This window comes from Tannerella forsythia 92A2 (assembly GCF_000238215.1).
In the GTDB taxonomy this organism is placed as follows: Bacteria; Bacteroidota; Bacteroidia; order Bacteroidales; family Tannerellaceae; genus Tannerella; species Tannerella forsythia.
In genome coordinates, this window is record NC_016610.1 from 1,101,298 (window position 1) to 1,124,349 (window position 23,052).

Below are 23,052 nucleotides of genomic sequence, written 5' to 3' on the forward strand. Positions count from 1 at the left end.
GCTATGGGACAACGAGGGTTTATTATTGGGCTGATCTTTTTCCTGATTCCTTGCTTCTGCGCAAACGGTCAGGATGAGCGATCGAACGAGCGATGGAAAGAATATATCCGGCAACTGGCCGAAGACGAGGAAGACAGCGAGCGGTTTGAATCGCTGTACTCCGAACTTTCTTATCTTTCCGAACATCCGATCGATCTGAATACGGCTACGGCCGAGTCTTTGCGACGGTTACCTTTCCTTTCCGATACACAGGTGGAGGCGATTCTTTCTTATCGTCGGAAATACGGTGCGCTGCTAACCGTCTACGAACTGAAAAATATCGCGGCGTTAGACTATCCAACTATCGAATTGATGGAGTCTTTCGTGTACGCCGGCGAGGTCGCACGGCCTCAACGCGCCATCAATGTTCGTAACCTGTGGAAATACGGTTCGCATCAATGGATTGCCCAATATCGCCGCACGCTGGAGCAGAAGCAGGGCTACCGTCCGCAGCCCGACAGTATATTGCAGCGTTACCCTAACCGGGTGTACCTCGGCGAGCCGTTTTACCATTCACTGCGTTACTCTTATACGTTCGACGAACGTATTCAGGCCGGGTTCGTGGCGGAGAAAGATGCCGGCGAGCCGTTTGGGAATGCCCGTCACAAAGGATATGATTACTATTCGGCTCATCTGCTGTTGAACGATATGAAGAAATGGCTCAGCACGTTTGCGGTGGGTGACTATAAAGCTTCTTTCGGCCGGGGGTTGGTGCTAAGCCATGATTTCATTCCCATACGCACCACCGTATTGTCTTCGTCCGGCTATCGCAGCAACGGCTTCCGACGCCATTACTCGACGAACGAGCACGATTTTTTTCGTGGTGTGGCTGCTTCTCTCGTGTGGAAAAACTGGACAGCCAACGTGTTTTATTCGCGCCGTAAAGCAGATGCTTCGACCGACAGCACCATTATCACCTCGTTCAAGACCGATGGCCTGCACCGTACGGAGAGCGAACGTAGCAAACGGCATGCGGTAACAATGCAAACCATCGGAACGAACATACGTTATGCCGCATCCGGCTCTCATATCGGACTGACGGCCATTACGTACAACTTCGGACCTCATACGGTCGAGCCTCCGGCGAAGCCTTACAATCGTTATCTTTTTCACGGGAACCGAAACGTGAATGCGAGTGTCGACTACATGTTCCGCATAAATACACTGAAAGGGTACGGAGAAACGGCTTTGTCGCACAATGGCGCCTGGGCGACCCTGAACGCACTGCAATGGACACCTTCCTCCTCCGTCAAAGGAATCATTCTCTACCGTCGCTACGCTGCCGATTATCAAGCCTATTTCGCTCATGCGTTTTCGCAAAGCAACGATATACGGAATGAAGAGGGCGTATACATCGGCTGGGAGCTTACGCCACCCGTTGGCTTTTGGAAAATAACCGGCTATGCGGATTTTTATCGTTTCCCGTGGATGAAGTTCGGGGTCGATGCACCTTCGTCGGGTACCGACTGTCTGTTGCAGGCCGATTATTCGAAGCTGGAGCATCTGGACTTTTATGTACGTTATCGCTACCGGCGACGCGAGTCAAATCATACGGTAAAGGGGAATCCCGAAACAAAAATCCTCCCGACGCGTCATCATCGCCTGCGTGCCCGGATGTTATACCATCCAACTCCCGAATGGTCGTGGAAGGCCGCCATCGATGCCTCGCTTCTTACTCCCGAAGCAAAAGCGACAAGTCACGGATGGATGGTTTCGAATACCGTCGGGTGGAAACCTCAAAGGCTTCCTCTCCAAACGGATTTGTTTATCGCTTGTTTCCGTACGGATGATTATCAGAGCCGTATCTATTCCTACGAAAAGAATCTGCTTTACGCTTTCAATAGCACTTCGTTTTACGGGAAAGGGATGCGCCTGTCGACCGTCTTGCGTTATTCGGTCGGATACCGCTTCGTTATAGCCGCTAAAATCGGGTGGACCCATTATTTTGAAGGTGAGCATATCGGCTCGGGACTTGAAACGATCGACGGCCGAAACCGCACCGATGTTCATGCCATGATCCGCTGGAAATTCTGATGAAAAAACTTGCGTATATGGCTCCTATTCCTGAAATTTGCGCAATGTACAACCCGTAAAAGAAAGAAATTTGTCGACGATATTATTTCAACAGATCGTATATGGCCCGGTACACAGCCGCCGCTTGGGCGTGTCGTTGGGCATCAATGTATCGCCTCTCGACGGGAAGCGTTGCTCATTCAACTGTATCTACTGCGAATGCGGGCTGAACGAGGACTTCCCGGCAAAAAGACCGGCTCCCAAACGTGAAGACGTGCGGAATGCGCTCACGGCCAAGTTGCAGGAGATGGCTAAAGAAGGTGTGCGACCCGATGTGATCACGTTCTCCGGTAACGGAGAGCCGACGATGCACCCGGAGTTCGCGGGGATTATCGACGACACGCTTGCCGTCCGCGATGCGCTCTGTCCTCTGGCTAAAGTGGCGGTGCTTTCGAACTCGACCATGTTGCATAAAGAGGAAGTGATGAACGCTCTGCTGAAGATCGACGAGTGTATCATGAAACTCGATTCCGTGAACGATGAACGGATGCGCCAGATCGACGATCCCGACCGGGATGACTTCACCTGCGAAAAACTTGTCCGCCAATTATGTCGCTTCGATGGACGGCTCGTCGTTCAAACGATGTTCCTGCGCGGCCATCGCGATGGCGTCGTGATCGACAATACGGGTGATGAGGAGGTCGCAGCATGGATCGATGCGCTGAAACAAATCCGTCCGTACAAAGTGATGATTTATACGATCGACAGGGAAACTCCGGTACGTACCCTCGAAAAGATTCCAAAGGCCGAACTCGATACGATTGCCGACCGCATACGTAAAGAAACGGGCATCGAAGTCTCCATCTCCTATTGATCTTAAACTTATATCACCGAACAAACAGTTAGAAAGAATATGAAATCGTACAGAAAAGAATTATTTTTTGAGATACCGACACGCCGAGCATTCGTGAATATCACGTCCGAGATCAAGCAATGTCTGGCCGAAAGCGGCATACGCGAAGGACTGCTGCTCTGCAATGCGATGCATATCACGGCCAGTGTGTTTATCAATGATGACGAGAGCGGACTGCATCATGATATGGAGCTGTGGCTTGAGAAACTCGCCCCCGAAAAACCGTATAGTCAATATCGGCATAACGGATACGAAGATAATGCCGACGCTCATCTAAAACGTTCGGTAATGGGCCGAGAGGTGGTCGTAGCCGTGACTGGCGGAAAGCTCGACTTCGGGCCGTGGGAGCAGATCTTCTACGGTGAGTTCGACGGCAAGCGGCGCAAGCGCGTCCTGGTAAAAATTATCGGAGACTGATTTCCTCCCTCACTCTTCGTTGATCGTTCTTTGGGGTGGTCATTTGATACGATATCATTAAACCCGGATTACGCGATACCCTGTTCGGCGTTTACCATTAATAATGGACGTACGAATGTACGACAATGGTTCCGTCAGGCTTACAGCCCTCCGCCGAGATGCGATGCCTTTTTCCCCAACGCTTCGCATTGGGCTGAATGATCTCGCCCTTTCAGGGCTGTTTTTCAATGGTTAATGGTTATTTTCCAAATACATGGTTCGGCGTGTTCCACGCATAACAATTAACCATTGACTATTGTCCGAAAGGGCTGAAAAGCCCTAGTTATTTCAGCCCCATCCCGCGCAAGGGTGGGATACCGATATCCAGACCTTGTTCGGAGGGCTGAAGGCCTGAATTAAATTCATTCTTATTTCTTCTATTGTGGAATCCGGGATAAATACAATAGCTATCTCATTGTTCAGTTTTAGAATTAGAAAAAGAAGTTTTAGGGATTTCTCTATCATATGTATTGCCTTGCTATAACATCCCTTTTCATTTGAACCTTGCTAAATAATGCCTTATTCTGCTATTATAACCTCACACCGCATAAGCTTCCGCCTTTGTTTGAATATGTTTTCCATTAGGGAGAAATTCTCCATAACTCTTCTGATAGTTCGACAATCATTAAAATGGAATCAATAGCAACCATGTCAGTCGGACGCAAAACATCGGAATCGAAGTTAAGTGTCATACCGGTAAATTTTAATTTTACTTTAATCCACCCTTATCTTCAGAAGTTTTCCAGGCTCACCAAAAAAGAGACAGCCGTCTTTCATGGAAACCAAAGAGCCTAAAGATTCCAACGTATTCTTATCGACTTTAAACAATTTATGAGCTGACAGGTCATTATATCTAAATTTCATCACATAAAAATCATCTTTACAGAAAAAAGAAACAGCCACATCGTTACCCTCCGAAAGCATATTTGTGGAATAAATCTTTCCATCTTCTGCAATACTGCGCATTAAATCCAGCGGGTTATCTTTTTTCACATCCGAAAAATCAGGCCATAAATAATGAAAATCTAGTTCACAAAGCACTTCGGCTTGTCCACCATAACATTTATAAATTCTCGGTTCAACAGCCGGCAAGTACAGAATGGTATCATTCGAAACTCTTGCAAACACATTATAGCTTGCAAATGTCACATTCTCTACTTCGGGAGGCACTGGCAAAACTGATTTTCTGGAGTCTCCATCCACATATATCAGCTTATCCTTATTCGAACCATACGCCACATTACCACGGTCATACCACACACCGCCAGAGTTGCCACTCTCACAGAAGAAATGATTCGCTTGAGCCTCGGCATCGTCTTTATATAGGAATGTGAAATCCTGATCCAAATATATTCGCTGAGAGGTGGAATAGGTATCAAGAAGCACTACTCCTGAAGGTATGACATTGAAATCTACAATACTAATAAACTCATTCGGGCCATTCCCTCTTTTAGTATATGAATTCACAAGCGCACCTCCTGAATCATACAAATAAAGACCGGGGTCCTTCCATGAGTCCAGAATCAGTATCGAATCTCCCATCCATTCAAGTTTGGTTATATTCCCGGGAAAATGACTTGACATGGAATCATTTAACATAAGTACATCAATAGATAATGCCGCCTCCTTCAATGGCAGGGCATCATCAAGATTTACACTCATCATACCAGATTTCATGTCTGAACCTCTTTTTGTGCAGGATAATATCATCAGTGACATCATCATACCAGCCACACTGACTTTTAATAATCTCATGCTACGTTTTATATAAATATGTTTTTGTTCCAAACTCATCAGATGGAAAGAGAATATATACTTTAATTCTCTTTCCATTCAGCATTATAAAATACGAGTAAATCAATCCGTTTTTATAATCATCCTCAAAACAGAATGATTAAACGTCCCCTCTATTTATGGATTACCATGGGGTTCCAGGACAGCTGGCACCGCCATCAGGATCACATCTCCAATGGCTCGGAGAATAAACCGTCACAATCCATCTTCCATTCCCGATCTCATTATCTGCCAAAGCTTCCACATTTTTCAATGCCATCTCCGGAAGATCGGCCTCCTTTTCCATGCTCCGGTTCACTCCGTAGCCTGTAGCTACCATTACTGCGAGGGCAAAGATCCCTCCTAAAATTTTTGTCTTCATCGTATTTTGTTTTTAAAATTTGTTTTGCAAACATATGGCATCTTTTTGGTGTATCCAAATATTTTTTTGTTTTTATTCTTTTTTTAACTATTTGGGTTTATTGTTTTGTCATCTAAGCGATTTTGTTTTTCTTTTGAAATTGTTTCTGCAAATGTAAAGATTTTGCCGTACTCATCTGCTTTTTCTTTCTATTTAGCAGGGTTAACGCATTTAAATTTTCAACAACCTCAATCACTGAAAATTCAACAATTTAGTTTTATATTATCAAAAACATCAGAATAATTAAAAACCGCATTCTCCTGGAACTCAATTGAAATAGTTTCAGCAGCAGACTCTTTTTTGAAAATATTATCTGCATCAATCTGCCTAAGGTTGTTCTTACAACAAGAGAGAGACACTATTACCAATACGATTGTCGTAAGATACATGATCTTTCTTTCATGGGCATCCGGTTTATTCACATTCCAAGCTGCAACAGCAACAATTACAGTCACGATTGGTTTTTGATCCTAAAAAGAGAACTCATTATGAGATAGTCTTTCTTCCATACGATCTCAACCCGGTTAAATATCATAAAACAACAAGACATACGTTTCTTCATCATCAATTAGATATTCTTCCAACATAGAGTTTTCTTTTACATCTTCATATAAACAGCAGCCAACGAGGGTATTCTTGTGAGACCATTGAGGGAAAAACGGTAATTTCCCATCCAAATATTTCACCGTACCGGTTTCGGATTGGCCGGTTTCCGTATTGATAAAACTATAATATCTTTTTCCATCAAGCAGCAAACTGACTATGATCCTGTTTTTTATCAAAAAATAATCAGTCGGGATCGCATAAGAAGATTCATAGATATTAAAACTGTTTACAGGTTTATCTTGAGGAATAGTGTATTGGCCGAAATCTACTTCATAATAAGACTCGTCTTTCATGCTCGTCTTTCGATATAATACATTTGTAAATGAGTCATAGAAATACAAAATCCCGTTTTCGTTCATTGTGAAATGGTTTTTTGTTCCCCAATTAAACATATCACGATGATATTTATCCTCTTTAAATGGCATGATTTTATCCAGCACAGCCCCATTTAAGTCCAAACAAATAAATTTATAATCATAGTTCGGCGATTTTGCCAAATTGTAAACAATAAGATTGTCGTTATGACACACCAAGTCTCCACCTGCAAAGCCTATGCCTGTTGTATTTATATAGTTAAGGCTTTTATCATAGCACAAAATTCTCTGTGTCATCTGGTCTAACAAGAAAATATGCTTCTCATTGGATGCTATAGCGATGGGATGAACATATTCTCGATTTCCTCCTCCCCGTCCATGCAATGTTTTTATGTGTTTACCGTTTATTATATCAAAGCTATGGATAGAAGATGCGTTCTCATCTAAAATATAAACAGTGTCTCCTATGAAACATAGATCGTTCACGCTTCCAATAATCTCCTCGTTTTGAGGTTGTAAAGGAAAGACTCTTATGTTTGACACAAGTGATTCAAGTTTCATGTTGTGATTACGAAAATCCGTTCGCGTAGCGTATTTTGCAATAAGGTTGTTTTTACCTGAATCAGAGCAGGAAATGAACATGCAACATGAAACAAATATTGAAATCCATTTCATCACAACAGACTGCTACAACTTGAACAAGAATGCGAATGCCATGATTTATTACAACCGGGACCTTGGTAGCTGCAGGCAGAATATCGTCCTGTCGTATTTCCATTGTTGTCAAAACAAGGCAGATGCATCACACAGCAACAATTGTCACCGCCACCCTCTCCTTCAGTTATTTGCGCCAATGCTTCCACATTCTCCAATGTCAAATCTTTAATCACCTCCTCTGTATGGTGACTGTTCTTATTTTTAACGATATTTGTTACTGCAACAGCAGCAATTACAATCACGAAAATTGTAGATAAAATTTTCTTTTTCATATTAATTAATTTTCGATTTATGAGTAAATTAAACTCTTTATCATGCTTCTCTTATAAAAACGTACTAAAATCATTTCAAAGAAAATGTGTTTATTTTATACGTGCAAACAAGCTATTCTTTTTTGTGATTATTTATAAAATATACACAAGGCGGCAATAAAATGTAAGAAAGCTCGACTTCGGGCCGTGGGAGCAGATTTTCTACGGTGAGTTCGACGGCAAGCGGCGCAAGCGGGTACTGGTAAAAATTATCGGAGACTGATTCCTCCTCCTGCTTCGTTTGTCGTTCTGCCTACTCGGGACATTTACGAGCAGCAATAATACGTTCCGAACGTAGCCAAATCACGTTCCGAACGTGATAAAGGTATTTCCGAACTGGGTAAAATCAGGTTCGGAACGTATCATAATGAATATCCGAAATACTTTGAATACGTTCCGAACCACCCTAAATACCATCCCGAATCTATCGGAATATGGTTTCTGACGTATTACAGCGCAAAAAAAATACCCAGCAAGTATAAATAACCTGCCGGGTATTTTATCCGTGCTTCGTCGTATTATTTATATCGTCCCGTGTCCCACCAAACACGAACATTCATGCTCTTTGGGTCGGAGTTCTGTTTGTTATTGAGTGCAGCCTCGGACGCATGAGGGTTCAGTTTGATTTCGTCGTCGAGGTAGCGTAATCGCTTTACGAACTGTCCCTGCGGGATGGTCGTGCTGTTATTCACCTCGATCGGACGGATTCCCTGACGTTTTCCATCATACAACGGATAGCCTGTACGACGGAACTCTGCCCATGCTTCAATAGAGTTGGGATAGATACCGATCCATTTTTGTGTAATGATTTTACGGAAATTATCTTCCTTATCCGCTCCCCACTTCACCTCTCCTCCAGCAATGTATGCGTCGTCTTTATCTTTCGAGTAGAAAGCGGCATCAACACCACTACGTGCCTCGGCAAACGAGGCCCGGATTCCGGCTTCGTAATTCGCTTTCGCATCGCCTGCGCCGTTGTAACCGAACAAGGCTGCTTCGGCTTTGAGAAAGCATACTTCGGCGTAGTTAAAGATGATCATGGGTATAACTACTGTCGGCGATTTTTCGTTGAAGTCGGCAGCCGTACTTCCGCTCTTCACCGTTCCCGCCTCCGATTTGTTCCATCCGGGATATCCGCGCGACCCCCATACACACGAGTTATTCAGGTAGTGATACTGATTTACGAACGTATTACGTCCGTTGGGAACACCCTGCCACTCGGCCACAGGTATTTTGTTTTCCGAATCCTGAAATTTAGTTCCATAGAGCCAGGCTTGTGTCTTACCGAACCACAGTGAGATACGTGGGTCGGTTACAGAACTTTCATAAAGCATCATGTCGATCATGGTTTTGCTGACACGGAACTCGTTCCAGAAAGCAATCGTGTACAACGAATGTCCATTGTTTGTTTTTGCTTGTGCTACTCCGGCATTGTCCTGATTTCCTTCAAGCAGGGGCGCTTTTAGTGCAGCTTCGGCCTCGGCTTTCGACTTCTCCGGGTCAATATAACGCAGACGCATCGCAAGACGCAGACGGCAAGCATTGGCCAACTTGATCCATTTTTTCACGTCACCTTTGTAGATGATGTCGTTCGCATCCGGATCCACTTGGTTCGTATTACTTGCCAATAAACCGGATGCTTCAGTCAGTTCCTTAAATATATCGTAATAGATATCCTTTTGAGAATCATATTTCGGGGTGATTTCGCCTGTTGCTGCATTGAAATAAGGCACATCCCCGAACATATCGGTCGTACGTGCCGCTCCCATTGCCGAAATAATACGCATCATTTGATAAATATTACTGTATTCGGGATGTCGGTCCAGCATGGCTTTCGTCTCATTTAAAGGTTTAGCCAAATACGTATAGTAGGATTTCCAGAAACCGTCGTTCGCCCAGTTATCTTTCCATTCATAATTTGCGGTGGCGAAATACGTAGCCGTATTGGATACGTATTGCGCATAATCGCTGGTGTACAGGTTATTCCCAACCTGATACTCCCATGAGCGGCAATTGAAGCCATATTCTTCCATCTTAGTCAGCAGTAGGGACGGAGTTACTTCGGTAGCGGCCAAAGGATTTTTGTTCATACTGTCGAAGTTTCCGGTACAACCCGCGATCATTCCGGTCAGTATGCAAATGAAAGCTATATTCTTTATTCGTTTCATAATCGTAAATACCATTAAAATTTAACATTAAGAGAGAAGCCCAAAGTGCGTGTCGGAGGCATCGCAGCATATTCGAATGCTTGTGCATAATCAGCACGAGAGAATGCAAACTCCGGATTCATCGGAGCCTTTTTGTAAAGGTAGAACAAATCGCGTCCTACGGCCGAAATTTTCACACTCGAAAGCGGCAATCCCGAAAGCCATGCTTTGGGCAGCGTATAACCGATGGCCACCTCACGTAACTTTACGTAGGTTTTGCTGTAAAGATGCGCTTCACCCAGCCCGTAAGAGCCACCGAGTCCCTGATAGTACTCTTCCAATCCGATCTTCGTCGTGTTCTTTTTCCCGTTCTCGTTGACTCCATCTACGATGATATGTCCTGTCGGGAAATCGGCCGAGGCATTATCACGTTGTCCTGCACGTTCGGAATTTCCATAGAAATCGGCATAGGAGCTGGTAGCCGAAAGGAAGCTGCCTCCGTAATTGACATCGATCAAGGCATTCAGTGAGAATCCCTTCCAGGTCAGTAACGAAGCGAATGATCCCGTCCAGTCCGGAGTCATATTGCCGAGTACCTGATTCGATTCTTTCTGCGGCAATCCGCTCTTTTCGTTCACGATGATATTGCCATTTGCATCGCGTTTATACGCAGTCGAAACAATATCGCCGTAGCGACTGCCTTCACGGGCTACGACCTTACCCATACGTGTTTCACCAATCACGAACTGGGTCAGTCCATCGGCCAGTTCAACACACTCGGTACGATTCTGTCCCCAGTTCAGCGTAACATCCCATGAGAAGTCTTTCGTTAGCACGGGTGTACCGGTCAACATAATTTCCCAACCTTTACTGGTCATCTTACCAGCATTGATCAGTTTCGTCGTATACCCCGACGATCCGGGCATGGTAACGGAAAGTATTTGGTTGGTTGTGTTCGACGAATAGTACGTCAAATCGAGTCCCAACCGGTTGTTGAACACGCGTAGCTCCGTACCCAATTCCCACGATGTTGTGTTTTCGGGTTTCAAGTTGAACAGCGGGAAGGTAGAAGAAGAATTGGCGTTGATGATGTTGCCGTTCGTCTTATTCAGCTCATACGTGTTTACTAATTTGTATGGTTCGGTATCGTTACCTACCTGTGCCCATGATCCACGCACCTTCCAATACGAAACGGGTTCAGGCAGATGGAACATCTCAGACAAGATACCCGACAGGCTGACCGACGGATAGAAGTATGAACGATTATCAGCCGGAAGGGTCGAAGACCAGTCGTTACGCGCCGTCACATCGAGATAGGCCATGCTTTTGTATCCTATGGTAGCATTTCCTAACACGGAGTTTACGCGCTTTTTAGAGTAATTCTCCGATGTAGTCTGATTATTACCGTTGGCCAAAGCAGCCAGCCCGGGCAACGTGTAATATCCGGACGAACCGTTCAGCGAACTGAGTTTACGGCTTGTCGTTGCCGCACCGAAGTTCGCCAATACACTGAAATCACCGAAATGCTTGTCGAAATTGAGGATCAGGTCTGCATTAAACTCTTCATAGTTGATCATACCTTTATGATACCCAGTCTCTGTAATCGTGTAATTATAGGATGTCTGACTGGTTGATTCGTCGTTATACCAGTCTAATCCCACACGGCCGGTCAGTCTCAGGTAATCCGTAATTTTTGCTACGGCCTGTACCTTTCCGAGTAGACGGTTACGCTGTTCTTTTGCCCCATTCTCCGGCTTCACCAATGCGTAAGGATTGAAAATCGTCGTACTCGTACCCGACCAGTTCGCCACATTGTTATTTATGATGCAATCTTCCAGATCCTGTAACCGGACATTGCGTGGCATAAATACAAACTGTTGCATGACTCCGTATTCGCCCAGACGCGGCCTGTTCAACGCTTTCTGGCGCATAAAATTTACTTTGGCGCTCAGGTCAATATACTTGCTGCTCCATTGCGAGCTCAGGTCGTAATACTGGCGGTTTAGCGAATGATTCGGCGTGATGCCTTCATTACGTGAGTCGGTAAAAGAAAAGCGGGACTGCATTTTTTCCGTACCTCCGGATGCAATGATTGAGTTCGTATAATTCACCCCCGTACGATAGAACTTGTCGATGTAGTTGCCTTGCGATTCGAGTGCGTAGTCCGGCGCATCTACTTGTCCATAAAGTGTTTTTCGCCAATTCTGCACCATCTGGCCTTCCATCTTCGGTCCCCATGAGCCTCCTACCGCTGCCGGATCATATTTTCCGGCCGAACCTTGTCCGTATGTGTTCTGGTACTTGAACGCGTCATAAGCAGCAGAGAAGGTCAAGTTACCGTTGTATTCGATTCTCAGATCGCCGGATTGTCCTTTCTTCGTCGTTACGATGATCGCACCGTTCTGGGCACGCGAACCGTACATAGCAGCGGCGTTTGCTCCTTTGAGGACCGAGATCGACTCAATGTCTTCCGGATTAATTTCGGAAGCACCCCCTTCGGCATCACGACCTCCCCACTGATCGGCTTTCTGGTTTACATCATCGCTGATGGGAATCCCGTCTACCACCCACAACGGCTGGTTGTTTCCACTCAACGATGTCGTACCGCGAAGAACTACACGGGTAGAACCGCCAACCCCTGTAGCCGACTGATTAATTTGTACTCCCGCCACTTTGCCTTGCAACATGTTGGCGACACTCACGGAACGGTTCTCCGTGAGCCCTTCCGTCTTAATCTCCTGCATCGCATAACCTAATGCTTTCTTTTCGCGCTTAATACCCAGTGCTGTCACAACGACCTCATCGAGTAACTCCGAATCTTCAGCTAACGATACATGTATAACAAGTTGATCTTTTACAGGAACTTCAACATTCTTAAAACCGATAAAAGAGATAACCAGTATGTCGCTCGAGGATACTTGAATGGAAAAATCGCCATCCACACCCGTTACGACACCATTCGTCGTGCCTTTTACATACACATTCGCACCGATAATCGGCTCACCCGAACGGTCTTTTACCGTCCCTTTGATCTCTTTTTGCTGAGTTATGACCGTTACTCCAGCAAACTTCTCCGCATGCAATATCGAAACAGGAACTCCCATCAAACACGATAGAAGTAATACGCTCGATAATCACTTTTTTACATTCACATTCATTTTCAATTATTTTGTTATTAGTGATTTAGCTTCTTTTATGTTAGCCAGACTATTAATCAGCTTTTTTGACCGACAAAATATTAGCCGAAAAACAAATCGTTCTTCGGCCATATCTGGAAATCTTTGGTTTATCCTACTTACACGCTACTATTCTTCCATCCGATTTCCGCGCCCTGCGCTTGTATCCGTTGCTGAAAGTCGGAGAGAAGCGTTCTGTTCTCACGCACGGTGCGCGGAAGCACTTTCTTCTCCTTGGCATAGGCAAGGAGCATTCCGACCGCCTCACCGACACTCCATTCAACCGGATGCAGACGGTAACAACCGTTTGTGATATGGGTCGTCCCGATATTTTTGCAGGCCGGCAACAAGTTATCAACCCGCTGCGGGATCAAGGCGCCCAAAGGTATCTGAAACGGCAGCGAATCTATATCAATGTAATTATCTCCGCCGAACGACGGATGAAGATCGATACGATAGTAGCCAATGCCGATACTGTCGTAGAATTCGGCGGCTCTGGTCTCTCCCGTAGCGAGCTTGCGATTTTCCTTCCCGACATGCTCTTCCGTAACCGTAAACAGGGCTTTGATGCGTCGCGCCTCGCGTATGTACGGATATTTAGCCATCCCGTCGTCGGTGCCGAGCACGTCGCCACGCAGACGTAACCCGGGCCAGCCCATACCTCCGTCAGGACGTGGAGCTTCTGTCTGCAACCAATAGAATAGCGACAAGTTCAGCTGCTTGGCCTGAGCAATGTGTTTTTCAAATTCCACCTCAGGCACATCGAGCAAGTTACCGAGCAGATAGTCGTTCTGAGGCCAATTGACAATCGTTATATCGCCGCTGTACAATCCCGGTGTAAAGTTTTTACGGGAAATGATCCTCCGGTAATTCCAGAGATTGAACACGCGGAGCTCCTTCCCTTCGGGATGGAAACCGGTCTGTCGTGTTTTCAGCGTAATCGGATCGGGATAACTCAGGTCGATCAGACGCCCCGACCAGGCAGGTTTCAATGAAGGGATATAATCGTGCCAGAAAGCATAGTCTGCGGGTTTGTCAATCGTCAGATTGGCCCCCGGCACATAATCCATCGCGAAACATACGGCAAATGCCTGGTTGTTCATCGGCATTGCTTCGGCTGCGGCATGCAGTTCGTTCGTTTCCGACTTCGCCTCTGCCCCGGTCACATATTCCGTTTGGGTCAACGGCAGCAAATCGCCGCATTCGGTGGCATCGACAAAATAGGGGGCGGACAGCGCCATGGAGTGTCCCGTCTCCTTACAATACACTTCGACGGCACGTATTGAATCGCCTTTCATCTCGGCATAGCGAGCCTTATATCTTAATAGGAGTTTAAGCTTGCCGGTGCTCAGATAAGGCAAGAGCATCTCTGTCAATACGGCCTCTGAGACAATCGGTTCATGACAGAGGCGGGATACGAGTCCGTCGCCCGGGTTGAGGAATTCACAAGCTCTCGCTTCGTCGGTCAACGGATAATTACGCCGGTAATATTCACGGACCTTATTTCGGAAAGTACGATACGAAGCCGGTGCGCCGTGCGTCTCGATCCACGGATGTTCATCGGGAGGAACGCCTTGCTGCGATACCTGCCCTCCGATCCAGTCGGTCTCTTCCGTCATAACCACATTCAGACCGTTGCGACATGCGGCCAACGCCGTGGCACACCCTCCGAATCCGCCGCCGATAATGACGACATCCGACCTCAACTCATTTGCTTCTTCGTTAGCCGGAAAACAAGTTTTATTACTGAAATTCATCACTCCCGCATTCGATAAAGACCATAAGCTACTGCCTCCGGCCAATGCGGCATAAGTCAAAAATTGTCTGCGTTTCATGAAATCGTTTCGATTATCTTTTCCAATATTTTTCAATTTCTTCCAGTGTTTTTCCGGTCGTTTCCGGAACCAGTTTCCATATAATTAAAATGTAAGGTACACACATGATGGCGAAGAGGAAGAATGTCCCCGCCGGTGTCAGATTCTGTAACATCCAAGGTGTCAACTGCCCGATCAGATACGTACCGATCCACAAAGCAAATCCTGCGATCGACATAGCCAGTCCGCGCACTTTCGTCGGATACATCTCGGAGAGCAAAACCCACACGACGGCACAAATCGAAACGGCACAGCAGAAAATATACAGCAGGAAGAACGTCAGCAGGAAGAGGCTCGAAACACCGAGCGCTTCACCGTACATAAAATACAGCCCGATAAGCAAGAGCGAACCGATCATTCCCGATACACCATAATAAACGAGCTTCTTGCGTCCTACCCGGTCGATGATCACTAAAGCCAGCACGGTCGTCAACATATTAACCAGACCGACCAGCACCTGATAGAACAACGAATCACCGCCGGACAATCCGGCATTCTCAAAGATGGTCGGGCCGTAATACAGCACGGCATTGACCCCCATAAACTGTCCCAGAATCGCAATGCCGACACCGATCATGACCGCTCTGAAGATCCCCGGCGTAAACAGCACCGACCATTCGGACTTCCCTTCGGAAGCGACGGATTGTTTCGTTTCGTAGACCTGCATCCGCGCCTCTTCTTCCGAAACGTATACTTTCCGGAAGATGCGATTCGCGCATTCATCATTTCCTTTCAGAATGAGCCAGCGAGGACTCTCGGGAATTAAGAAAATGATCAGAAGGAAAAGTGCGGCGGGAAAGGTTTCCATCCCCAACATCCCACGCCATACTTCGTCGATGAAGACTTTATCAAAGAATGTCGCGGATGAGGCAGCCTGCAAGTGACTTTCCGCATATCCGAGAAGTTGGAAGTTAACTAAATAAGCAGCCAAAAAACCGACCGTGATGGCCAGCTGATAGAGCGAAACGAGCCTCCCGCGGTATTCGGCAACGGCCAGCTCGGAAATATACAACGGCGAAATAATCGACACCACACCAATACCAATTCCCCCGATCATCCGGTAGATCACCAATGGATTGAAGTCGATACACACGGCACAGCCGATGGCCGAGACCGTAAACAGTACGGCGGCGAGCAACATCGTCTTTTTCCGGCCGATCGCATCACCCAATACACCCGCGAATGCGACGCCCGTAATCGAGCCGATCAGTGCGCAGCCTACATACCAACCTTGTTGAATGGCATCGAGTCCAAATTGGAAGCTTACCTGCGAAACGGTGCCGGAGATCACGGCTGTGTCGTATCCAAACAGAAATCCGCCGAGCGCCGCCACCACCGACAAAAAGATCAAATACCCGAAATGAACGTTCGATCTCATGGTTTATCCGATTTCAAAATATTCCTTGTAACGGTTATACAGGTGGCCGGCTTGCAGATAGGCCGACTGCGGACTCATGAAATGAGAGAATTCAAACGTGATGGCTTTGTCGTATCCGGCACGCGCTGCCGCTTCGAGCTTCATCCGCAACTTATCGAATTTGATCGGTAAGAAACGGATCGGCATGTCACGGTCGAACGATTCGGCGTTCGTCCAGCACTTCATTCCGTATTTGTCGGCCATCTTTTTATTGACCTCAAAAAATGCGTCCAGCTCGTCGTAATCGATATGCCCGTCCTGAAAAGCACATGCGTCTACCACATCGCAGATGCCGGAGAAAATCTCGCTCCACTCTTTTTCGTGCTCCTGTACTGAAACGGCGTCCGCCTTGGTCAGGTTGCCGCCACTGGCCATTACGGCCTTCTTTCCGTCGATCCACGGCGAAATAAAAGTCGGCAGCCCACCGGAAACATCCTTACACTGCTTACCCATGGCATGAAACGCGTCGATTGCCCCTTTCGTCTGACGACTGATTTCGCCGCTGATATACCAGCCGCCGAAACTTTTATATTTTCCGTAGTTCTGCCAGACCTCGTCAATCACATATTTATTGTCTTCGATTTCCCAGCTCAGGTCGCCCGTATCCCAGTACCGCCCGGAGTCATACAATCCGAAATAATACTTCATGCCGTACTTGTCCGCGAGGCGCAGAAACATGTCCACCAGATCGACCGAAGGCATATAACAACCTTTGCCCAACAAGTATTTTGACGGATAAGTAATAAATTTACGATAACCGGAACGTATTTGAATAACCGTATCGATTCCTATCTCCTTCATGTGGCGGAAATCTCTGTCCCATTCTTTTTCTCCCCAGTTTTGGTGCGGGATGTCATGCGAAATTTCGTCCAAAAAAGTACCGGTAATTTTCAATCCCTGTGCTTTCGGAACAATCAGACGGCTCTCAAGCGTCAACGTCTGTTCTTCATGATGTTCATGGGATGATTCACTTTGCGACTGTTTCGTACATCCCGACAAAGCCGGAACAGTCATCGCCGAAACACCCGCTACTGCGGCCTGTTTTAAAAATTCTCTGCGATTATTTACCTTCATTGTTTTTCATTTTTACCGCAAATATAAATATCTTTTTATTAACTCCGGCCGAAATAATAAACAGGATTCCTGTTTTTAGGACGAAAAATAAACTACTTTATTAAGAATGATCTTCATTCTTTTGAACGTACATGACACAATGGAATTAAAGTAGCAAAATAGTTGAGAGTAGCCATTTACAATTTATATTATGTCAGGTTTTCAGCCCTTATAAACCCCGCAGAGGCGGTGAATTGTTGATTCGTTGACATGTTGATTTGTTGGCTGCCGCTAATGAACAATTACGAATGCAAATGAACGCGAATGAAATTTTTATTGAGTTAAAAAAATATGGTACGCACCGTAGAGACGCAATTCATTGCGTCTCTATAACATGTACCCTGCATGACAATTAACCATTAATAAATAGGGGGCGAGATCATTCAGCCCAATGCGAAGTGTTGTGGAAAAAGCAAGCCCCTCGATAGAGGGCTGTAAGCCTGAATTATATTTATGGTAAGCGGTTAAGAGAAGTGTCTTGGTGAGCTCTACAGTGACGGATATGCCATAGGAATCATTTCTCCGTCGTCGGTAATTCGATAAAGTTTTTGATTGGTCGTAGGTGAAGAAAGAGGCCCCAAGCGCTCAATGTATGGGCCTAACTTAATGTATTGAAAGTGGTGAACGGGAAAGTCGGACGGCAGTGCGGGTCGTCCCGAATACCATCCGACTTTGATTGTTGCTGTTTGTTTCACAAATGCGGCCAGCCGTACTACTTCGTACGGATCTGCATCCCCTCCCATAAAGCACAGGCAGGTCACTGCGTTTCCGTAGCAGCCGAGCAGCCCGGCCAATACTTCTTCCGTCAGCGGTTCACCCCGATCTTCCTGAAGCCACAGACTATGGCAACCCGGACAGCCGTTCGGGCAGTTGGAAAGATTCAGGGCGAGCGTCGTCTCATCGGGTATTTCACGAAAAACGATATCGTAGCTGACGTATTTCAACATGACATCTCATGGACAACCGCCTTCTTTTCCGTCGACGGTTTCGCCACATGGGCCTTTTCGTAATATCGCTTCGCCGCTTCTTTCTGCCGTGCAAGTGAGAAGTTGCTCACACGTTTCATATAACCGATGACACGTGTCAGATAATCCACCTGCCGGCTATGACATACCGGGCAAGCCTTAAGATAACGCTTGTCGATATGGCCGCATTCTTTGCATAGCGTGTTCGGAATGTTAAACGTGAAATAATTACATCCTTCGGCTGCGGCAACACGCAGGAGCTGGCGATATTGCGTTTGTGAGAGATGTTCGTCCAGATTGGCATGGAGTGCCGAGCCACCGGTCAGGTGCTCGATATATTTACGTCCGTGCAGACGAAATTTATCGATCAGGTTCAGCGACTCGTCTTCGACAATATAGAAATAGCTGTTATAACAGTCGCGCGGAACGATGAAGCCGTCTTCTTTGTCCCACTTAGCATGCTTGACACCTACATTCTCGGCTGGGATCATCTCGCAGTTGAACATCACTTCGTTCGTACGGTACTTCTTATTGTAACGTTCGATAAGCCCGAGTACTTCCTGCACAAAAGCCGTGTATTGCGGATTGTCGCTGATCTCGATGCCAAGGTATTCGGCCGCTTCGACGAGTCCGTTCACGCCGATGGTCAGGTATTGCCGGTTCATATTGATGTAGCCGGCATCGAAGAGAGGCAGCATACCTTTGGAGTGTAACATCTTGAGGTTCTCGTTGTAGCCAAGCTGCACCTTGTGTACCAGGTCGACGATGTCTTCGAGGTACATCATGTAAGGGATGCTTCGTTGGCGAGCATACTGGATACAACGGTTGAGGTTTATGGTCAACACGCTTTTGGAGCCGGTCGAAACGCCTCCCGCTCCGAGCGTATAGCTGAACCCGTTGTCCTGTATCTCGTTACGCAGCCGGCAGCAGCTCGAAAGCGAATCGGCATTGTCGCTGATATACGTAAAGAACGAATGTCCTTCGGCATACATCTCAGCCGTGAAATCACCGTATTCCTTGTCTTTTACATCGCCGTCTTCGGTAAGTAACGCCATCGTTTCAACCGGGAAGGTCAACACGGTCTTGGTACGTTCTTTATTGAACCATTTCATGAAGCGTTTCTGTAACCAGCTGAGCGATTCCCAATGCGGTCGACTTCCATCGGGAAAGACGAACTCACCGAAGAGGCTCTCGAAATAGTAACGGTCGTAGTAAGCCACGTTCCAGAAGACCGCCTGAAAGTTACGCGCTCCTGTCGGTTGATTGATCGAATAGACAACCTGTTCGAAGCAATCGGTGATCACTTTGTCGATGCTACGCCGTTTGAGCGACAAATCGGCATCGCGGTCGGGGTGCAGGTAATAATCTTCGCCATATTCCTTTTGGATGAAATAGTTCATATACATCAGGAACTCGGGTGTGGCACACGCTCCGGAGAGCATGCTTGAAACGATGAAAACCATATTCACGAAGCCTCCGCAGAACGATTTCAGGTTGCTTGGCGCCGTTGAATTTCCGTCGATCGATTTTGTACCGCCGATCAGCCACGGGTACATCGTGATGCTCGCGCAGTAGTTGGCAAGACTCGTTTCGTCGTTCTTGTAGATGAAATGACGGTTGAGCAACGAGAGGTATTTATCGGACAGTTCTTTGCCGTACATCTCCTTGAGGCGGTCGGTCAGCAGGCGGCGATTCAGACGGATGAAGTTCTGTTTGGGCAGTTCCCCGATCAGCGTGGCGATGTTCTTGTGCTCTACATTGGCGTTGGCGTCGAACTTGCTTCCCGTGGCGGCGTTCTTCGCATCGCAGTAGTTCATCAGGAAAGCCAACTTGTCACGCACTTCGCGGTCTTCAAGATGCTTCTGTCGATAAAGGATATACGATTTGGCTACTTTGTAGTAGCGTTCACACATAAGCGCCGTTTCGACCTGATTTTGAATCTCTTCAACCGACATGCCGTCTTTGATCTGTACATGTCCGAGGATGGATGTCAAGTCTTCATCCGACGGGAAACAGCCGACCGAGAGGAAGGCCTTGGTCACAGCATTCTTGATCTTGTCGATAGAAAAAAGTTCTTTTTTTCCATCACGTTTCGTGATAAATGTATCCATCTGTTCCTGTATTATGATAGTGTATGCAAAATCTGCTCTTCTTTGTATATTCTTCCACCCGAGAACTTACAAATTCTTATTTCGTGTATCACGGCAGGTCTTCTGACTTGTTCCGGACGTCGCGCCTTCCCGCTCCGTCGCTGACGGGAGCAGTGGCCATAGATAGCGCCGTCCACATATGGCGGAACTTACAGCTACGGGGATAGTTCCGGACTTGCACCGGATTCCCATTTTCATTCCTTGTTGCGTCGGGCAACGCGGAAACCGTTTACGTGTACAAAGGTAGGAAATTGCCAATAGCTTCTTTACGAAAAATGCCGGAAAAGTTTTCAACAAATCTGCGATCAATGTATTGATGCAGTCTTTAACGATTTTAAGATTTTCCTCGCGCCTCGCAGGCGGGCGCAAGGAAATTTTGGGAAGAGGTGTTATGCTCCGTTCAGCTTCGAGCGGATTCGTGTAGCCACTTCTGCTAACTGCTCGGATGTCGGTTCGAGCTTCTCCTTCCCGAAGTGCATGTCGGATTCCTTCTGCATAGGCACCAGATGAATGTGTGCATGCGGCACTTCCAGCCCGATGACCGTCATTCCGATGCGTTTGCAGGGGATCGCCTGTTTCTGTGCACATGCAATCTTTTTGGCAAAGGCCATCATCCGTCCCAGCCGGTCATCGTCGATATCAAAAATATAATCGATTTCTTCTTTGGGAATGACGAGTGTATGCCCTTCGACCAAAGGATGGATATCAAGAAAAGCAAAAAATTCACGGTTCTCCGCAATTTTATGACATGGGATTTCGCCGTTGACGATTTTACTGAAAATAGTAGCCATAGTCGATCTTTGATTAGATGGATATTTCCATGATTTCAAACTTCATTATGCCTGAAGGAACTTGGATTTCAGCGATATCGCCTACTCTTTTCCCCATCAGTCCCTGTGCGATCGGAGTGCTGACTGCGATTTTGTTCTCTTTCAAATTGGCTTCCGAGTCAGACACGAGCGTATAAGTCATGACCGCTTTATTTTGCAGATTCTTGATCTTCACCTTATTCATAATCTGCACAACATCCGTCTTGATCTGTGCTTCATCAATGAGTCGCGCGTTGGAGATCAGCCCTTTCAATTGTGCAATCTTCCCTTCCAGAATCCCTTGCGCTTCTTTCGCAGCATCGTATTCCGCATTCTCGGACAAGTCGCCTTTGTCGCGCGCTTCTGCGATCTGTGCCGATATCTCAGGACGTTTGACGCTTTCGAGATAATTGATTTCGGACAGAATCTTGTTGTAACCTTCTTCTGTCATATACGTAACACCCATTTGTATGTCCTCCCTCGTCGTTTAAGTCGTTTAATTTAAAAATAAAAAAAGAATCCCGGTCAAGAAAGAATGTTTCGACCGGAATCCAGTTGTTTACCACTTATTATATTCGGATGCAAAAATAGGAGATATTTTACATATATCCAAATTCCGAAATACTGCTTTATAACATCATACCCTATTTCTTTTCTTTACAGGAGGGCTTCGATGTCTTTCTCAAGAACATTCGGATCATCGACGCGTTTAACCAGAATGCCTCGCCGGTTGAGCAAAAAGACGGCCGGAAGTTGTTTGACATTATAGAGTGCAGCAGCCTGCGAGTAGACGGATTGGGGGTCGTGCACACATGTCCAGGCCATGTTGGATGCCACATTTTTCCAAAGGTGAATATCCGCATCTAAGGAAACCTGATAGATTTCCAAACCTCGGCTATGATACTTTTCATAGAGTGAACCCAGCGTCAGGTTAAGCGAGGGTGCCCATTCCGTCTCATAAGCCGTGAAATTAAGAATCGTCACTTTGTCTTTTGCCATCTCCGAGAGTTTTACGCCAATACCGCGAAGATCGGGCAGTTCAATATCCAACATGTCGATTTCCCGCTTTTCTATCTGATTTAAGTCGAGGGCCTGCTGGCTACGAATCACTTTGAGCGACTGCAATGCCAGGTTATAAAGATGTTTGGCACGCGGACTTTCGGGATAGAGATGATTATAGCTGGTCGCCACAGCGCCGAACGAGCGAGAGTCTGCCTTATCGTAAGGATCGAAAAACAGCAGACCGTCGACTTGTTGGAACAAGGCATAGTATGCCGCGGTAGACATGGGTCTGGCATAAATATATTTGCGCGCCACCTGTTTATAAGCTTCAGCCATGGCAAGGGTTCGCCGCCGATACGCCGTGTCGGAAAGGACGCCGGAGCGATATTCACTGCGTATACGACTCATTTCCTGATCAGCATCCAACTGAGCGAGCGTAATCTCTTTGATAGCCGCACTGTTTTCGGATCCTTCCACCGTATAGGAGGTGGCGAACGTTTTAGCATCGGCTGTAAAGGTGACGGTCTCGGTAGAGTCGATGGCGAAATTAATCCATTGTCTACCCAGTCTCAGTCGATAAAAATCAGGATATTTAGGCCGTTCGGTTTTGAATGTGAATTTACCGGACGAGTTGAGTTTGACGGAGTCGATCAGCCGGATATCCGACAAGCCGATATTTTCCATGTACATGGTTTGTCCGTCAGCTCCGGCGACGATTCCAGTGACCGTAAATTCAGGCGTGCTTTCTCGACAAGCTTCCAAAGCAAACATAAAACCGTATATAACAACCCAATAGCATATTTTATTCATTTTCATACAAGCGTATTTTTTATTCA

The 23,052-nt window shown here is 46.5% G+C and carries 18 protein-coding genes and 1 riboswitch; of the genes, 3 read left to right on the top strand and 15 right to left on the bottom strand.

Going from position 1 to position 23,052, the window contains the following annotated elements:
- Positions 1-3: 3 nt before the first annotated feature.
- The 3 genes from BFO_RS04440 to BFO_RS04450 all read left to right on the top strand — a co-directional run bounded on the left by BFO_RS04440 (position 4) and on the right by BFO_RS04450 (position 3,382).
- The gene (locus BFO_RS04440) at positions 4-2,073 is read left to right on the top strand and encodes a helix-hairpin-helix domain-containing protein (RefSeq protein WP_014224432.1); all 2,070 of its coding nucleotides are present in this window, start codon (positions 4-6) and stop codon (positions 2,071-2,073) included.
- A 70-nt stretch (positions 2,074-2,143) separates the two neighbouring features.
- The gene (locus BFO_RS04445) at positions 2,144-2,926 is read left to right on the top strand and encodes a radical SAM protein (RefSeq protein WP_014224433.1); all 783 of its coding nucleotides are present in this window, start codon (positions 2,144-2,146) and stop codon (positions 2,924-2,926) included.
- A 39-nt stretch (positions 2,927-2,965) separates the two neighbouring features.
- Positions 2,966-3,382: a secondary thiamine-phosphate synthase enzyme YjbQ gene (locus tag BFO_RS04450; RefSeq protein ID WP_014224434.1), complete on the top strand. Its 417-nt coding sequence runs from the start codon at positions 2,966-2,968 to the stop codon at positions 3,380-3,382.
- Positions 3,383-4,135: 753 nt separating this feature from the next.
- Here BFO_RS04450 and BFO_RS04455 read toward each other — a convergent pair.
- From BFO_RS04455 to BFO_RS04520, 15 genes are all read right to left on the bottom strand, one after another.
- Complete coding sequence (locus tag BFO_RS04455; protein WP_014224435.1) at positions 4,136-5,254, bottom strand: 6-bladed beta-propeller; 1,119 nt, start codon at positions 5,252-5,254, stop codon at positions 4,136-4,138.
- An 85-nt stretch (positions 5,255-5,339) separates the two neighbouring features.
- Positions 5,340-5,576, bottom strand: coding sequence for an NVEALA domain-containing protein (locus BFO_RS04460; RefSeq protein WP_014224436.1), 237 nt, complete (start codon positions 5,574-5,576; stop codon positions 5,340-5,342).
- A 242-nt stretch (positions 5,577-5,818) separates the two neighbouring features.
- Complete coding sequence (locus tag BFO_RS04465; protein ID WP_041590669.1) at positions 5,819-6,070, bottom strand: hypothetical protein; 252 nt, start codon at positions 6,068-6,070, stop codon at positions 5,819-5,821.
- 69 nt (positions 6,071-6,139) lie between these two features.
- Positions 6,140-7,096: a 6-bladed beta-propeller gene (locus BFO_RS04470; RefSeq protein ID WP_244262946.1), complete on the bottom strand. Its 957-nt coding sequence runs from the start codon at positions 7,094-7,096 to the stop codon at positions 6,140-6,142.
- A gap of 113 nt (positions 7,097-7,209) precedes the next feature.
- Complete coding sequence (locus BFO_RS14860; protein ID WP_014224439.1) at positions 7,210-7,524, bottom strand: NVEALA domain-containing protein; 315 nt, start codon at positions 7,522-7,524, stop codon at positions 7,210-7,212.
- 557 nt (positions 7,525-8,081) lie between these two features.
- Entirely contained in the window at positions 8,082-9,731 is a 1,650-nt protein-coding gene (locus BFO_RS04475) for a SusD/RagB family nutrient-binding outer membrane lipoprotein (RefSeq protein ID WP_041591121.1), read from the bottom strand.
- 14 nt (positions 9,732-9,745) lie between these two features.
- Positions 9,746-12,814 (bottom strand): SusC/RagA family TonB-linked outer membrane protein, encoded by a 3,069-nt coding sequence (locus BFO_RS14020; protein ID WP_014224442.1) that lies wholly within the window; start codon positions 12,812-12,814, stop codon positions 9,746-9,748.
- Between the two features lie 191 nt (positions 12,815-13,005).
- Positions 13,006-14,721 carry an FAD-dependent oxidoreductase gene (locus tag BFO_RS04485; RefSeq protein WP_041590671.1) on the bottom strand — a complete coding sequence of 572 codons (1,716 nt, stop codon included), beginning with the start codon at positions 14,719-14,721 and terminating at the stop codon, positions 13,006-13,008.
- A 13-nt stretch (positions 14,722-14,734) separates the two neighbouring features.
- Positions 14,735-16,138 (bottom strand): sugar porter family MFS transporter, encoded by a 1,404-nt coding sequence (locus BFO_RS04490; protein WP_041590672.1) that lies wholly within the window; start codon positions 16,136-16,138, stop codon positions 14,735-14,737.
- Positions 16,139-16,141: 3 nt separating this feature from the next.
- Positions 16,142-17,251: a DUF4434 domain-containing protein gene (locus BFO_RS04495; RefSeq protein WP_014224445.1), complete on the bottom strand. Its 1,110-nt coding sequence runs from the start codon at positions 17,249-17,251 to the stop codon at positions 16,142-16,144.
- Positions 17,252-17,778: 527 nt separating this feature from the next.
- Positions 17,779-18,237 carry an anaerobic ribonucleoside-triphosphate reductase activating protein gene (gene nrdG, locus BFO_RS04500; protein WP_014224446.1) on the bottom strand — a complete coding sequence of 153 codons (459 nt, stop codon included), beginning with the start codon at positions 18,235-18,237 and terminating at the stop codon, positions 17,779-17,781.
- Positions 18,231-20,366 carry an anaerobic ribonucleoside-triphosphate reductase gene (nrdD, locus tag BFO_RS04505; RefSeq protein ID WP_014224447.1) on the bottom strand — a complete coding sequence of 712 codons (2,136 nt, stop codon included), beginning with the start codon at positions 20,364-20,366 and terminating at the stop codon, positions 18,231-18,233. The genes nrdG and nrdD overlap by 7 nt, the downstream gene beginning before the upstream one ends.
- Before the next feature lie 75 nt (positions 20,367-20,441).
- Positions 20,442-20,647: riboswitch (cobalamin riboswitch) on the bottom strand.
- 147 nt (positions 20,648-20,794) lie between these two features.
- The gene (locus BFO_RS04510; protein ID WP_014224448.1) at positions 20,795-21,196 is read right to left on the bottom strand and encodes an HIT family protein; all 402 of its coding nucleotides are present in this window, start codon (positions 21,194-21,196) and stop codon (positions 20,795-20,797) included.
- 13 nt (positions 21,197-21,209) lie between these two features.
- Entirely contained in the window at positions 21,210-21,680 is a 471-nt protein-coding gene (gene greA / locus BFO_RS04515) for a transcription elongation factor GreA (protein ID WP_041590673.1), read from the bottom strand.
- Positions 21,681-21,871: 191 nt separating this feature from the next.
- Positions 21,872-23,032 (bottom strand): TlpA disulfide reductase family protein, encoded by a 1,161-nt coding sequence (locus BFO_RS04520; protein ID WP_014224450.1) that lies wholly within the window; start codon positions 23,030-23,032, stop codon positions 21,872-21,874.
- Between the last annotated feature and the right edge of the window lie 20 nt (positions 23,033-23,052).

Coding starts and splice junctions, on each gene's coding strand:
- BFO_RS04440 (WP_014224432.1), top strand. CDS start 4: ATGGGACAACGAGGGTTTATTATTGGGCTGATCTTTTTCCTGATTCCT.
- BFO_RS04450 (WP_014224434.1), top strand. CDS start 2,966: ATGAAATCGTACAGAAAAGAATTATTTTTTGAGATACCGACACGCCGA.
- BFO_RS04455 (WP_014224435.1), bottom strand. CDS start 5,254: ATGGAAAGAGAATTAAAGTATATATTCTCTTTCCATCTGATGAGTTTG.
- BFO_RS04460 (WP_014224436.1), bottom strand. CDS start 5,576: ATGAAGACAAAAATTTTAGGAGGGATCTTTGCCCTCGCAGTAATGGTA.
- BFO_RS04470 (WP_244262946.1), bottom strand. CDS start 7,096: ATGAAACTTGAATCACTTGTGTCAAACATAAGAGTCTTTCCTTTACAA.
- BFO_RS14860 (WP_014224439.1), bottom strand. CDS start 7,524: ATGAAAAAGAAAATTTTATCTACAATTTTCGTGATTGTAATTGCTGCT.
- BFO_RS04475 (WP_041591121.1), bottom strand. CDS start 9,731: ATGAAACGAATAAAGAATATAGCTTTCATTTGCATACTGACCGGAATG.
- BFO_RS14020 (WP_014224442.1), bottom strand. CDS start 12,814: ATGGGAGTTCCTGTTTCGATATTGCATGCGGAGAAGTTTGCTGGAGTA.
- BFO_RS04485 (WP_041590671.1), bottom strand. CDS start 14,721: ATGAAACGCAGACAATTTTTGACTTATGCCGCATTGGCCGGAGGCAGT.
- BFO_RS04490 (WP_041590672.1), bottom strand. CDS start 16,138: ATGAGATCGAACGTTCATTTCGGGTATTTGATCTTTTTGTCGGTGGTG.
- BFO_RS04495 (WP_014224445.1), bottom strand. CDS start 17,251: ATGAAGGTAAATAATCGCAGAGAATTTTTAAAACAGGCCGCAGTAGCG.
- nrdG (WP_014224446.1), bottom strand. CDS start 18,237: ATGTTGAAATACGTCAGCTACGATATCGTTTTTCGTGAAATACCCGAT.
- nrdD (WP_014224447.1), bottom strand. CDS start 20,366: ATGGATACATTTATCACGAAACGTGATGGAAAAAAAGAACTTTTTTCT.
- BFO_RS04510 (WP_014224448.1), bottom strand. CDS start 21,196: ATGGCTACTATTTTCAGTAAAATCGTCAACGGCGAAATCCCATGTCAT.
- greA (WP_041590673.1), bottom strand. CDS start 21,680: ATGGGTGTTACGTATATGACAGAAGAAGGTTACAACAAGATTCTGTCC.
- BFO_RS04520 (WP_014224450.1), bottom strand. CDS start 23,032: ATGAAAATGAATAAAATATGCTATTGGGTTGTTATATACGGTTTTATG.